Source organism: Paenibacillus sp. p3-SID1389 (genome assembly GCF_025151705.1).
GTDB lineage: Bacteria > Bacillota > Bacilli > Paenibacillales > Paenibacillaceae > Fontibacillus > Fontibacillus phoenicis.
Genome location: NZ_JALXVO010000082.1, coordinates 1 through 12,692 on the forward strand (window position 1 = coordinate 1; position 12,692 = coordinate 12,692).

13 protein-coding genes and 1 pseudogene are annotated in these 12,692 nt (G+C 55.6%); 7 read left to right on the forward strand and 7 right to left on the reverse strand.

What is annotated here, in order from left to right; all coding sequences use genetic code 11:
- Positions 1-44 precede the first annotated feature (44 nt).
- The 3 genes from M3G15_RS20435 to M3G15_RS20445 all read left to right on the forward strand — a co-directional run bounded on the left by M3G15_RS20435 (position 45) and on the right by M3G15_RS20445 (position 2,468).
- Positions 45-1,214, forward strand: a complete 1,170-nt coding sequence (locus M3G15_RS20435) for a DUF445 family protein (protein ID WP_260071917.1) — start codon at positions 45-47, stop codon at positions 1,212-1,214.
- 476 nt (positions 1,215-1,690) lie between these two features.
- Positions 1,691-2,035 carry a YlbF/YmcA family competence regulator gene (locus M3G15_RS20440; RefSeq protein WP_260071918.1) on the forward strand — a complete coding sequence of 115 codons (345 nt, stop codon included), beginning with the start codon at positions 1,691-1,693 and terminating at the stop codon, positions 2,033-2,035.
- 139 nt (positions 2,036-2,174) lie between these two features.
- Positions 2,175-2,468, forward strand: a complete 294-nt coding sequence (locus tag M3G15_RS20445) for a hypothetical protein (protein WP_260071919.1) — start codon at positions 2,175-2,177, stop codon at positions 2,466-2,468.
- Between the two features lie 92 nt (positions 2,469-2,560).
- On the opposite strand, the gene ilvB is transcribed toward M3G15_RS20445, so the two are convergent.
- Positions 2,561-4,282: a biosynthetic-type acetolactate synthase large subunit gene (gene ilvB, locus M3G15_RS20450; protein ID WP_260071920.1), complete on the reverse strand. Its 1,722-nt coding sequence runs from the start codon at positions 4,280-4,282 to the stop codon at positions 2,561-2,563.
- 117 nt (positions 4,283-4,399) lie between these two features.
- On the opposite strand from ilvB, the pseudogene M3G15_RS20455 reads away from it, so the two are divergent.
- Positions 4,400-4,735, forward strand: a pseudogene (locus M3G15_RS20455) (SPASM domain-containing protein); the annotation flags it as partial.
- 41 nt (positions 4,736-4,776) lie between these two features.
- On the opposite strand, the gene M3G15_RS20460 reads toward M3G15_RS20455, so the two are convergent.
- From M3G15_RS20460 to M3G15_RS20470, 3 genes are read right to left on the reverse strand one after another with little or no spacing between them, the layout of a single operon-like run.
- Positions 4,777-5,013, reverse strand: coding sequence for a DUF2249 domain-containing protein (locus M3G15_RS20460; RefSeq protein ID WP_009226731.1), 237 nt, complete (start codon positions 5,011-5,013; stop codon positions 4,777-4,779).
- A complete protein-coding gene (locus M3G15_RS20465) occupies positions 5,014-5,373 on the reverse strand; it encodes a hypothetical protein (RefSeq protein ID WP_009226732.1) in 360 nt (119 codons plus the stop codon). It abuts the gene before it with no gap.
- 16 nt (positions 5,374-5,389) lie between these two features.
- Positions 5,390-5,623 carry a DUF2249 domain-containing protein gene (locus tag M3G15_RS20470; protein ID WP_009226733.1) on the reverse strand — a complete coding sequence of 78 codons (234 nt, stop codon included), beginning with the start codon at positions 5,621-5,623 and terminating at the stop codon, positions 5,390-5,392.
- A 234-nt stretch (positions 5,624-5,857) separates the two neighbouring features.
- On the opposite strand from M3G15_RS20470, the gene M3G15_RS20475 reads away from it, so the two are divergent.
- Positions 5,858-6,598: a YwiC-like family protein gene (locus M3G15_RS20475; protein ID WP_009226734.1), complete on the forward strand. Its 741-nt coding sequence runs from the start codon at positions 5,858-5,860 to the stop codon at positions 6,596-6,598.
- 51 nt (positions 6,599-6,649) lie between these two features.
- On the forward strand, positions 6,650-7,984 hold the full coding sequence (locus M3G15_RS20480; RefSeq protein ID WP_009226735.1) for a DRTGG domain-containing protein: 1,335 nt from the start codon (positions 6,650-6,652) through the stop codon (positions 7,982-7,984).
- 60 nt (positions 7,985-8,044) lie between these two features.
- Here the strand turns inward: M3G15_RS20480 and M3G15_RS20485 are convergent, their stop codons facing one another.
- From M3G15_RS20485 to M3G15_RS20495, 3 genes are all read right to left on the reverse strand, one after another.
- Positions 8,045-8,344: a YtpI family protein gene (locus M3G15_RS20485; protein WP_260071921.1), complete on the reverse strand. Its 300-nt coding sequence runs from the start codon at positions 8,342-8,344 to the stop codon at positions 8,045-8,047.
- A 199-nt stretch (positions 8,345-8,543) separates the two neighbouring features.
- Positions 8,544-9,044 carry a sporulation membrane protein YtrI gene (locus M3G15_RS20490; protein WP_036646464.1) on the reverse strand — a complete coding sequence of 167 codons (501 nt, stop codon included), beginning with the start codon at positions 9,042-9,044 and terminating at the stop codon, positions 8,544-8,546.
- Positions 9,041-9,370, reverse strand: coding sequence for a YtrH family sporulation protein (locus tag M3G15_RS20495; RefSeq protein ID WP_009226738.1), 330 nt, complete (start codon positions 9,368-9,370; stop codon positions 9,041-9,043). Before M3G15_RS20495 ends, M3G15_RS20490 begins: the two co-directional genes overlap by 4 nt.
- 111 nt (positions 9,371-9,481) lie before the next feature.
- Between M3G15_RS20495 and M3G15_RS20500 the strand changes: the two genes are divergently transcribed.
- A partial coding sequence (locus M3G15_RS20500) for a DNA polymerase III subunit alpha (RefSeq protein ID WP_260071923.1) occupies positions 9,482-12,692 on the forward strand: 3,211 nt, incomplete at its 3' end.

Genomic DNA, 12,692 nt, shown 5'->3' on the forward strand with positions numbered 1-12,692 from the left:
ACTAGTTAGGGCAGCAGCCTAAGAGAAAGAAGGAGGAAGAGAGGGTGCCCGATTGGCTTTACGTGTTGGTGAGCGTCGCGGTGGCTGCTTTTGTCGGCGGCGTGACCAACCATTTTGCGATTAAAATGTTGTTTCATCCGCGCAAGCCCATACATATCGGCAAATTTCACGTTCCCTTTACACCGGGACTGATCCCGAAACGCCGTGACGATATCGCCGAATCATTGGGTCAGGTGGTGGCCGAGTATTTGGTGACGGCCGAAGGGCTGCAGGAAACCGTGCAGCGTCCGGCGTTCCGGAACAAGGCGGAGAATGCCTTGCGCGGCTTCGTGGAACGCGTAAGCTCCAGCGAGTTAACGCTTCGGCAAGCGGCACTCCGGGTGTGGAGCGAGGAGGAGTTCGAGGCGCTGAAGTCCAAGCTGGCGGCTGGGGCTAGAGCAACGGCGATGCGGGGGCTGGCGCGTCTATGGGAACATGCGGACCTAAGCAGCCTGCCAGTGAAGCGGCTTGTTCCCGGTTGGTCTGAGGAGAACCGCAAAGCCTGGAGCGCTGCGCTGGCCAGCGCGTTACTGGGCGTCGTGGAAGAGGAACTGCTGTCGGCCAACGGACAGCGCATGCTGTCGAAAATGGCGGCGGGGCTGATGGACCGGGCCGGCGGATTCCTTGGCACGATGGCGGCGATTTTTGTGGATGAGGACAAATTGGTGCAAAAAATGACCCCAGCGCTCGTTCAGGCGCTGCGGGGCGAGGAAGCTTTAAGCAAAACCGCCCAAGCGATCGAGACGCGGCTGGAGCTGTATGGCGAGAAGCCGGTGGCGGAGCTGCTGGCGCTCTTAACCGGCGAAGAGGCGCTAGGCTGGCTGAACGGCAAGCTTGAGCAGCTGCCGCTGGAGCGTTGGCTCGAGCAAGCGGAGAACCGGCCGGTTCGCTCGTTGATCGAGCCGTGGAAAGCGTCGGTGCTGGGCTTCATTCCGGTGCTGACCGAGCGAACGCTGCGCCTGATTGCCAAAGGCATTCCGGCGGCGATGCAGGCCGTGGATTTGCCGGGCCTCGTCGAGGAACAGGTGCAGAGATTCCCGATCGAACGGCTGGAGGAGGTCATCCTCAGCGTCTCCGGCAAGGAATTTCGCGCCATTACTTGGCTTGGCGTATTGCTTGGCGGAATCATCGGCTTGTTGCAGTCGTTGTTGCTGCTATTCGGCGGGGTAGGCTGATGGCTAGCGGCTGTCGGTTGTCGGTGTAGGGTCTGACGGTTGTCGGTTGTCTGCTGTCGCGGGCCATGAGTCCTCGCGGTACTTCTTCTAACGCTTGTGAGGAGCGCTATTGGCGCCGAAAAGAGGGAAATGAAATTCTAACGCTTGCCACAGAGCTTATTTCTTGTCATTTGCGCTAAACAGCGATGTTTTCGGGTCGATAAGCTTTGTGATCAGCGTTAGAATTTGGATTCCTTGTTTTTGAAGCAAATAAGGTTCCTGATCAGCGTTAGAGTGGGAAAGAAAGTTAGCAAGTCAGCAAGTAAGGCAAGTTAGCAAGCAAGTTTGCAGAAAAGTGAGTAAGTAAGTTAGTACAAGCAAACAAGTAAGTTGCCAGCAATCCGAAGTCAAGCAATTTTCATGCACCAGCAAGCAAGGGACAGGCTCGTCTTACGCCCGCTTGGATTACACTAAATCAAATTTGGAGGTTTAACTTAATGAACATTTATGACAAAGCACATGAACTGGCGGCAGCCTTGAAGGACAGCCAGGAGGTAGCCGAAATCACGGCAGCGATGAAGCTGGTGGAGGCCGATCCCGAAAGCAAACGGATGCTCGACGATTTTCGGGTTCGCCAAAATGAAGTCCAGCAGCGAATGATGGCTGGAGAGATGCCGACGCAAGAGGAAATGGAACAAATGGAGAAACAGTTCGAGGTGCTGAGTCTGAACTTGAATATCCGTCGTCTGTTTGACGCCGAACGCCGGCTTAGCGTGATCATTCAGGACGTCAACAAGATTATTACGGACAGCCTGTCCCACCTGTACGGCGCGGGGATCTAACTTCGCGCTTTTACGCACGCTTTCTTGATTCACAAGTTTCTATCATATTCCTGCAGCCCCGTTCATAGAGATAGAAGAGACAAGGGGAAGACCTCATCAACGTATCTCGTAATCTATGAAAATAAAGGAGCTGCAGAGGATGAAAGTCGTAAGAAAACCAAGCAAATGGAAGCATGCCGTTTATCTGATTCTGGCATTAGCGATGCTCGTTTATGCCTTGCCGATGATTTCGTTTGAGCCTGGAGCCGGCTGGGTGTCGGTATTTGGCGCGGTGTGGGCAGGGTTTGCCTTCCTCGTCATCGGGGCTCACCTGCATTTCCTTCTTGGTGTCAATGAAGAGAAGCAGCGGGAGTTGGACCGAATCCGGCGGGAAAAATACCGGGAATGGGAGCTCCAATGGGGAGCGGACGGAAAACACGGTGAACAAGCATAAGCCTGTGCCAAAAATGGACAGGGGCGGTTCTGGAAGGTTGATGATCTTCCGGAACCGCCTTTTTTTCGTCTAAGCTCGCTGAATACGCGGTACTACTTCTCGTCTTCGCCGGTCAGCATTTGATCGTTGCTGGCTCCAGGCGGGACCATCGGGTAGACGTTTTGCTCCTCCCGTACGTTAAATTCCATCAGAACGGGGCCGGGGTGCGTTAACGCCTGCCGGATCACGGCATCGGCTTCCTCCGGCGTTTGCGCCCGCAGCCCGGGTACTCCGTAGGCGCCGGCAAACGCTACAAAATCCGGCGAAGTGAGGTGGACGGAGGAGTAGCGCCGTTCATAGAACAGCTGTTGCCATTGCCGCACCATCCCCAAATAACCATTGTTCAGGATGGCGATTTTGATCGGTAAGCCGTAATCCACGGCTGTCATCATCTCCTGCAGGTTCATTTGGAAGCTGCCGTCCCCGGTGATGCAGACAATCGGCGGAGCGGACGGACCTTCCAACGCGATGGCGGCACCGATGGCGGCGGGGAAGCCAAAGCCCATGGTTCCAAGTCCACCGGAGGTCAGGAAAGAACTGGGCCGGGAGAACTGGTAGTGATGGGCGGTCCAGATTTGATGCTGACCTACATCGGTTGCCACCACAGCATGGCCTTGGGTATGCTTGTCGATCAGCCGAATGACCTCCTGCGGATTCAGCGATCCTGGAGCCACCGACTCGTTATAATGCGGCACCTTTCGCTGCCATCCGGCCGTCTCCTCAGCCCAGCGGGTCGACTTGGGCGGGATCGCGCACGCATTTAACTTCCGCAGCAGGTCCCCGATATCTCCGCACAGCCCCAGATCAACAGGAATGTTCTTGTCCAGCTCAGCATCATCGATGTCCACATGGATCTTCCAGGCATGGGGAGCGAACGACTTAGCCTTGCCGGAAAGTCGGTCGTTGAGCCGCGTTCCTAGACATATCAGCAGATCGGCGTGATGCACCGCCCGGTTGGCGGCATACGTGCCATGCATCCCGAGCATCCCGAGATAGAGCGGATGGCGGGCAGGGAAGGCCCCGATGCCCATCAGCGTAGTCGCCACCGGAATTTGCGTGGTTTCTACAAGCTGGAACAGCGGCTCGGCCGCACCGGATGCCACGGCGCCGCCCCCGACAACGAGCACCGGGCGCTCGGAGCTTTCGATCTTGCTCGCAATCAGCCGTACGGCCTCCTCATCGATCTGGGTTGAAGGCACGTAACCGCGGATGTGGATTTCGGCAGCCGGACTCAAGTTGGTTTGAGCGGTCATGATGTTCTTGGGCAGATCGATCAGGACCGGCCCCGGTCGTCCCGTGACAGCGAGATGAAAAGCCTCTTTGATGATTCTAGGCAACTCGCGGATATCCATCACGGAATAATTATGCTTGGTCACGTCCATCGTCATGCCAAAAATGTTGACCTCCTGGAAGCTGTCCCGACCGATCAGATCAGTCGACACCTGACCGGTCAGCACGACCATCGGGACCGAGTCCATGTAGGCGTTGGCGATCCCTGTGACCGCATTGGTTGCGCCTGGTCCGGAGGTGACGAGCGCAACCCCCGCCTTCCCCGTCACGCGGGCGTAGCCGTCCGCCGCGTGTACGGCTGCCTGCTCATGCCGGGTCAGAATATGCCGGATCTCTCGGCAATCGTACAGCGCATCGTAAATAGGAATTACTGCCCCGCCCGGGTATCCGAAGATCGTATCGACCTGTTCCGCAAGCAGGCAATCGATTAACAGCTCCGCTCCGCTTCGGGCGGAGGTTAACTTGGATTCTTGGATGTTTCTCATTAGGTCAGACCTCCCGGTGGAATTTTGACTATTTTATCGCGGGAGATTCGCTTGTGGAGTGATCCCAGTCATAATTCGTGGGACGCCTTGGCCGGAGGAAGCAGAGAGGCAGCGCCCAAACGTAAAGATCTGCTCGGCCGCTCGCCGAAAGGTGTAAATGACGGAGACGGGTTCGTCTTCATTAGTCACATTGGCGAGGTGTATCCAAGCGGGTTCCTGCCAGTTAGCTGCGGGAATGTCCGGAACGCTTCATTGGTGGATATTTATCGGAACTCACCGATCCTTCGGGAGCTGAGGGACAAATCCTTGCTGAAGGGAAAATGCGGCGTCTGCGAATTTAAGGAGCTGTGCGGAGGTTCAAGAGCGAGGGCTTATGCGGTTACCGGCGATTATTTGGAGAGCGATCCGTATTGCGCATATATTCCACGAGGATTTTCACAACAACAAAAATAATAAGGAGGCCGAGCGGCCTCCTTTTCTTGTTCTGCAAAAACCTAAGCTTGAATCGGTTCAAATGTCACCTTCCAATGATCCGCTGCCAGTTGTTCGCATTCATGACGGTAGCCCTTACCTTCAAGCACCTTCAGGAGCGGGACGGGCTTCATTGTGGCGTGCAGAACAAGGCTGTCACCCTCCTGCAGCTTCCCAACCGTGTCCATAATAACGCTGAACGGCTCTTCGCCGCGGCGAAGAATCGGCCGAACGTCGAGTTCAACGATCTGGTTTGCCATTTATGGATTCACCTCCACGTCCGTCCGTTCGGCAGCAAATGCTTGGCAGAGCCGAGCTGCACCGCTGAGTCCCTTCATGCCGCCGTACAGCGTATAGAAGAACGAGTCCGGCGCATCCAGCGAGAAGGACAAATACTGCTTTGGATCGATCCCCAGCATTTTTTCAAACAAAGCGGAAGTATCGTAGGCATAGAAACAGAAATAGGTGTATTGGAATTCCGGCATTTTTTCCGCGATGGTGAGGATCTCGCTGGCATAGCGTTCCAGATTGCTTTCCGCTTCCTCAATCATCCGCAACGCATCCTCGAGCTCGACGGCAATCTTAATCGTTTTCTCATCGACAACCGTAATCGTTGCCATAGGGCATTCCCCCTGCTTAGTTTTTGCCGATTTTCACCTGGAACATCTCTGGCCCCTGCTCAATGTACTCCCAAGTGAAACCGCCGGGATGCATGGCCTCGAACTGAAACCGGAGCGGTACCGGGTCATGGTCGTTAATCAGCAGCATCGCTTCCCCCGGCTCCAGGGAATTAAAGGTTGCAAAGATGGTCTTATGCTTGAGCTGCGGCGGATATTCGGTGGCGTTGACAGTAGCTTTGAATTGACTCATGGGAAGTCCTCCTAAATGTTTAGAATTTAACGATTCGCCCCCATTATAGCAACGGACTTGAGCGGGATTGTGATATCAGTCACAAGATGCGAAACCGTCAAAAATTTCTCGGCGGATTTGTCCGGAAGCTGCCATGAATCAAGTGATTTCTGTCACTTGGGTGCCGATGCCGGACGATTATAATGTGCGTAATTTGAATTTGATGGCTCACGATTAGAAGGAGGAACCGATAACATGCGCGTCCGAGATTACATCCCGAATCAACATGGAGCCTGGGCCATGCTGATCGTTCCGTTTCTGTTTGGCATGCTCGCCTCTACCCCCGGGGCGATCCACGGTTTGTTGTTTGTGTGCTGGCTTCTCATTTATCTGTTTATGTTTCCTTTGCTGCAATGGATTCGGAGGGGAAAAGCCAAGACCAAAGCCAAAGCCGACCGATACCGCAAGCCTTTGCTGCTCTACGGTGCGTTGCTGGTCCCTGCGGCGCTCACTTTGGTCCTGCTTCGCCCCGAGGTGCTGAAGTTGGCTCTCCTGTTCGTGCCGCTGTTTGGGGTGAATGCCTTCTATGCCAAGCAGAAGCGCGAACGCGCTCTGCTGAACGACATCGCGGCGATCGTGCAATTCAGCTTGATGGTGTTTATCTCGTATCAGCTTGGAGGAGGAACCGATCTTCGGCTCGCCACGGAACTGTTCCTGATCAGCACGTTGTATTTTGTAGGGACCGCTTTTTACGTGAAAACCATCATCCGTGAACGGAATAATAAGCGATTCTATTGCTACTCCGTAGCCTACCACGTTATGCTGATGATCTTGGCCGTATGGCTGCTCTCTCCGGCGCTGTGGATCGCCGCATTGATCCTGCTGGCTAGAGCGGTCTGGTTTCCGCGGACGGGGATTACCGCCAAGCAGTCCGGCATGCTGGAAATTGTCTATTCTGTTATCGTTCTTGCCGCCTTCTGGATGACCTACGCCTGAATGTGTATAATGAATACAGAATAGTACAGATTCGGGCAGGGGGTATAACAGTTGGAGGGACCGGAAGAAAGCGTAACAAAACACGAACAGCTGCTCCAACATATCGAAGGACTCAAGATTGGAACGAAAATCTCCGTGCGCAAGCTGGCCAAAGCGCTGGGGGTAAGTGAAGGTACCGCCTACCGGGCGGTGAAGGAAGCGGAGAATCTCGGGATCGTCATTACGAAGGAACGGATCGGCACGGTTCGCGTGGAGAAGAAGCCGCGCAACATCTCGGACCAGCTCACCTTTGGCGATGTGGTTGAGATCGTCGAAGGTCATGTGCTGGGCGGCGGAGAAGGATTGAACAAAACGCTGAACAAGTATGTCATTGGCGCGATGAAAATCGATGCCATGGCCAGATACATTGACGCCGGCAGCCTGCTGATCATCGGGAACCGCGATAATGCCCATTCACTTGCCCTGGAGCAAGGCGCCGGGGTATTGATCACCGGGGGGTTCGGGACGAGCCGCGAGGTGAAGACGCTGGCGGACAAGCTGGCATTGCCGATCATCTCCTCGCGTCACGACACGTTTACCGTCGCATCGATGATTAACCGGGCGTTATTTGACCGTTTGATTAAGAAAAAAATCATGCTGGTGGAAGACATCGTCAGCCGCAAACCGCGGGTGAGCATGCTGAAGGCGACCAGCAACATTTCCGATTTTGATCAGTTGTCTTTAGAGACGGGGCAGCAGCATTTTCCGGTGGTGGACGAGTGGAACCGGGTCATCGGGATCGTCAGCCGGAAGAACGTCGAAGAGCTGAGCGGCGACCAGCCGATTGAGAAATGCATGACCCGCCATCCGATTACCGTTGGCCTGCAGACATCGCTCGCTTCGGCAGCGCAAATCATGGTCTGGGAAGGGATCGACTTCTTGCCTGTCGTGGACCGCAACCGGAAGCTGGTCTCGTCGGTGACGCGCCGCGAGGTGCTGCAAGCGATGCGGGACGTACGGAATCAGCCGCAGCTGGGCGAAACGTTTGAGCACTTAATGTGGAACGGGTTTGCCGAGGAACGGGACGAAGAGGGGAAATTGTTCTTCCGCGGAATGATTACGCCGCAGATGGCGACTGATTTGGGGACGATCTCGCATGGGGTCCTGACCTCGCTGATGACCCAAGCCGGACTTCGCGCGGCCAAAGACGCCAGCGGCGGCGACTTTGTGGTCGATAACCTGACGACCTATTTCGTCCGTCCGGTGCAAATTGAAAACCCGGTGGTTATCACCCCCGTATTACTGGAGATGAGCCGCCGGGCTTGCAAGCTGGAAATTATGTTAACCTATCAGGATTCGCTGGTTTCGAAGGCGGTCATGACGCTGCAGTCCATCGACCATGCCTAAGCAGCGGAGCGGGGATCCTGCATGCAAAGAGGGATAGCCTAACGGCCTGGGGCCGCGAGGTTATCCCTCTTTTTGCCGGGCATATAAGCCATGGTTGCGGAGGCCGGCGAAGATGTTAAACGCCCCCAGCACCATAAACACAGCGCCGATGACAACGCGAAGCGTCGAGCCGCTGAACAGGAACATTTGGATGAGGGCCAGAACGATCAGCATCACGCCCATACTGATATTCATTTTGGCGGCCGCCATTCCCCGCGTCTTCGGATCGAGCGAACGCCGGGACTTAAAGCTGAAGAAGATCGAGCCCACGCAACTGATGATCAAAATCACGTAAAGAATGGATTGGATCGTTTGGATCATGAGAGGTTCGTAGCTCCTTTAATCGTAGAGTGGATACGCGCTTGAGCAGCAACAGAACGTCGAATTCCTGCAAAAATACAGTTTTTAATCGCAAAAACAGTTATTCAATCCACATGCTCTTGAAATGGAGAAAATTCCTGCACTTTTACAGTTTTGTTTGCCGTCTCAAGTGAATTACCTCATATTTTAGCATGATTTGCTAGAGACGAATATAGGGCCGCATGTCCACCCAAACCTGAAGCACCCCGTCACTCACCAGCATCGTCTTGATTTGAATCGCGTATTCCTTGTCGCGAACGACATAGATTTTTCGGTTTAACAGCGTGCGGGCCATTTTGGCATCCGAGTCAATATCAAAAATATTTCGACCCCGCAGCACCTCTAATTCGTTGTGAAGCTGCTCGGCGACCTCCTTCACCGCCAGCGAATCGAGCGGCGGATCGCGTTCCTCCACGCGCACCTTGATCTCTTTGATGACGGTGGAACGGTTGTTGTATTTTTTTAGCGTCCGAATGTCCTCTTCGGCTTGATGCAGCTGGATGGTCAGGTCTTTGTTCTGGATCCACAGCAAATTGTAGCTGGTCTGATAAATGACGTTATACACGATACTTCCGGTTACCATGCCGAGGATAAACACGGCGGTGAATTGCATAAACCTGCGAAAGCCCGTTAGCTTCGGTTGTTTCGCCTCTTCATTCATCCCCGTCCTCCCCCGCACATCCAGCGCACCAATTCCGAACCCATATGCGCCCCGAGAAAGGCGAACAACAGGTACAAGATCTGTTTGATGGCCGGAGACAGGTTCCCGTCAAAAAAATTGCTCTCAATGACCCGCATCGGGTCGATCGTGCCGCCAACTGCAGCAGCCAGCGCCCATATTTTAATGCGGTCGGCAATGTCCAGCATCGTCTGCGTCGGAGGCTGCAGTGAAACGACTGCGCCGATGCCGCCAACCATGGCGCCCCCCACCACAATTCCGAAGGCGATAAAGAAATCCATGACCGCTTTGGTCAAAAACGTGCTCATGCGCGCTTGCCCCTTTCCGAGGTTTGTCCGGTCTTTCTACCATTCTATGGGCGGGCAATGCCTATGTATGATAAAATATTAGAGGTAAACCGATTGAAAGGAAGGGATCGCATGGACAGCTTTGTTCATTTGCACGTACATAGCGAATACAGCTTGCTGGACGGAGCAGCCCGGCTTGAGGATCTCGTCGCCAAGGCGGCGGCTTCCGGCATGAAGGCGCTGGCGCTGACGGATCATGGGGTCATGTACGGCGCGGTTCCTTTTTATAAATTGTGTAAAAAACACGGCATCAAGCCGATCATCGGCTGCGAGGTCTATTTTACGGCAGGCTCGCGCAAGGAACGGGGAAGCCGGCAGGATCAGCCGATCCATCACTTGATTTTGCTGGCCAAGAACGAGACGGGCTACCGCAACCTGATGAAGCTGTGCTCCATCGGTCATCTCGAAGGCTTCCACTATAAGCCGCGAATCGACTGGGATGCGCTGCAGCGGCATCGCGAGGGCTTGGTCTGCCTTAGCGCTTGCTTGGGCGGGGAAGTCCCGTTCCATCTCCTGCGCGGTCATTACGAGGAAGCGAAGAAAGCGGCGCTGCGTTATCAAGCGGCGTTTGGCGAGGATTTTTACCTGGAGCTTCAGGATCACGGCATCCCCGAGCAGAAAAAGGTAAATCCGCTTCTTGTCCAGCTGGCTGGAGAAATCGGTGCCGAGCTTGTAGTCACCAATGACGCACATTACCTGAGCAAGGAAGACGCCGAGGTCCAAGACGTGCTCATTTGCGTAGGGACAGGGAAAACGGTGGACGACGAGGACCGGCTCAAAATGCACACCAATCAGCTCTATCTGAAAACCGCGGAGGAAATGGCCCAGCTGTTCCCTCACTTGCCGGAGGCGTATGCTAATACCGCGAAAATTGCCGATTCCTGCGAGTTGGAGCTGGAGTTTGACCGACATATTTTGCCGGCCTACCGTCCGATCCCGGAGGGGCATACTGCAGGCAGCTACTTGGCGGAGCTGTGTCAACAAGGATTGGTGGACCGCTATGGCGAGCTGGATGTTTGGCGTAACCCGGCGGAGCGGGAGAAGCTGGAGCAACGGTTGCGGTACGAGCTGGAGATCATCGCCAGCATGGGGTTCTCGGATTATTTTCTGATCGTGTGGGACTTCATCGCCTTCGCTCACCGGAACGGGATCGCCACTGGTCCGGGACGGGGCTCGTCAGCGGGCAGCTTGGTAGCCTACGTGCTGCGGATTACCGATGTGGATCCGATCAAATATAATCTGCTGTTTGAACGGTTTTTGAACCCGGAACGGGTGACGATGCCGGATATCGATATCGACTTCAGCGATGAGCGGCGGGATGAAGTCATTGCCTATGTGGTTGACAAATATGGGGCAGAGCATGTCGCGCAAATTATCACGTTTGGTACGATGGCGGCGCGCGCGGCGGTCCGCGATGTAGGGCGGGCGTTGAATGTGCCATTTGGCGAAGTAGACAAAGTCGCGAAGCTGATTCCCGGACATCTGGGCATGACGATCGAACGCGCGTTAAAGGAAAGCCCGGATCTCAAAGCGATGTATGACGGGTCTGAGCGGGTGAAGCGACTGCTGGACATGGCGATGAAAGTCGAAGGTATGCCGCGGCACGCCTCGACCCACGCGGCCGGGGTGGTCATCTCCCGCGATCCGTTAACCGATGCCGTTCCGCTGCAGGAAGGCAGCGAGCATACGGCGTTAACGCAATATTCGATGGAAAACCTGGAAGCGATCGGTCTGCTGAAAATGGACTTCCTCGGCCTTCGCACCTTATCCATCATCGAGCGCTGCATGAACTGGATTAAGGAGCAGTCGGGGGATGCCCCTGATTTCCGGCTGGTTCCGGACAACGATCCGACCACGTACGAGATGCTGGGGCGCGGGGAGACGACCGGCGTATTCCAGCTGGAGTCTACGGGCATGCGCCGGGTGCTGAAAGAGATGAAGCCGTCGGTGTTCGAGGATATCATCTCTCTGCTGGCATTGTATCGCCCGGGGCCGATGGAGTTTATTCCGAAGTACATCGCTGGCAAGCACGGGCAAATCTCCGTGGAATATCCGCATCCGGATTTGGAGCCGATTTTGAAAGATACGTATGGCATCATCGTCTACCAGGAGCAGATCATGCAGATCGCTTCTCGCATGGCTGGCTTCTCACTGGGTGAAGCGGACCTGCTGCGCCGTGCCGTCTCCAAGAAGAAACGTGAGGTGCTCGACGAGCAGCGCGGACATTTCGTCAGCGGCAGCGTGCAGCAAGGCTACACTGAGGATGAAGCGAACGTCGTTTATGACATGATCGTCCGGTTCGCCGATTACGGCTTCGCACGAGCCCATGCGGCCGCCTATGGCGTGCTGGCGTTCCAAACGGCCTACCTGAAGGCGCATTATCCGGTGCAGTTTATGGCGTCGATGCTGACCGCGGTTACGGGCAGCCACCGCAAGGTGGCGGAATACATCGTGGAATGCCGGCGGATGGGGATCGTCGTGCTGCCGCCGGACGTGAACGAGAGCAGCGTTCTGTTTACGCCGCAGGTAGGGGCTGGTTCTGCGGATGCAGCCCTTTCGGGTGAAGCTAAGGGCCGCGATGCGAAGGACGGACACGCCGGATCCGGACAGGAGCCGCCGGCCCTTGGCGTGATCCGCTTTGGCTTGGCCGCGATCAAAAATGTCGGCACGCAGGCGATTGAAAGCATTTTGCGCGAGCGGAAGGAGCGTCCGTTCGACAGCTTGCTCGATTTTTGCCGGCGGGTGGATTTGCGGACATGCAACAAGCGGGTGATCGAGTCGCTGATCCAAGGCGGGGCGTTTGATTCCTTGCCGGGTCACCGTGCGCAGCTGCTGGCGATGCTGGACGAGACGGTCGAGGCGGCGCTGAAGTGGCGCAAGGAGCGGGATGAACTGCAGATCCAGCTGTTTGATTTCGTGGAATCGCCGAACTGGGACATCGAGTACCCGGATGTCCCGAAGTTTACGGCAGCCCAGCAGCTGGATTTGGAGCGCGAGCTGCTCGGGCTGTATTTGTCCGGCCATCCGCTGGACGATTTCGACGCCTTGCTGGAGGGAGAAGGCGTCGACCGGCTGATGGATTTGGCCGAAGCGCCGGACGACACCCGCACCGTTGTGGCGGGGATGGTCGTGTCCGTGAAGACGATCACAACCAAGCAGGGGAAAGCGATGGCGTTCATGGAACTAGAGGACCAGATCGAGCGCTGCGAGGTTGTGTTGTTCCCCGAAGTGTGGCGGCGCTCGGCCGCCCACGTCGAGAAGGGGGCTTTGCTCGCGTTGCGCG

What these genes read in the sequence shown, in the direction of transcription:
- M3G15_RS20440 (WP_260071918.1), top strand. Translation starts at nt 1,691, where the DNA reads ATGAACATTTATGACAAAGCACATGAACTGGCGGCAGCCTTGAAGGAC.
- M3G15_RS20445 (WP_260071919.1), top strand. Translation starts at nt 2,175, where the DNA reads ATGAAAGTCGTAAGAAAACCAAGCAAATGGAAGCATGCCGTTTATCTG.
- ilvB (WP_260071920.1), bottom strand. Translation starts at nt 4,282, where the DNA reads ATGAGAAACATCCAAGAATCCAAGTTAACCTCCGCCCGAAGCGGAGCG.
- M3G15_RS20460 (WP_009226731.1), bottom strand. Translation starts at nt 5,013, where the DNA reads ATGGCAAACCAGATCGTTGAACTCGACGTTCGGCCGATTCTTCGCCGC.
- M3G15_RS20465 (WP_009226732.1), bottom strand. Translation starts at nt 5,373, where the DNA reads ATGGCAACGATTACGGTTGTCGATGAGAAAACGATTAAGATTGCCGTC.
- M3G15_RS20470 (WP_009226733.1), bottom strand. Translation starts at nt 5,623, where the DNA reads ATGAGTCAATTCAAAGCTACTGTCAACGCCACCGAATATCCGCCGCAG.
- M3G15_RS20475 (WP_009226734.1), top strand. Translation starts at nt 5,858, where the DNA reads ATGCGCGTCCGAGATTACATCCCGAATCAACATGGAGCCTGGGCCATG.
- M3G15_RS20485 (WP_260071921.1), bottom strand. Translation starts at nt 8,344, where the DNA reads ATGATCCAAACGATCCAATCCATTCTTTACGTGATTTTGATCATCAGT.
- M3G15_RS20490 (WP_036646464.1), bottom strand. Translation starts at nt 9,044, where the DNA reads ATGAATGAAGAGGCGAAACAACCGAAGCTAACGGGCTTTCGCAGGTTT.
- M3G15_RS20495 (WP_009226738.1), bottom strand. Translation starts at nt 9,370, where the DNA reads ATGAGCACGTTTTTGACCAAAGCGGTCATGGATTTCTTTATCGCCTTC.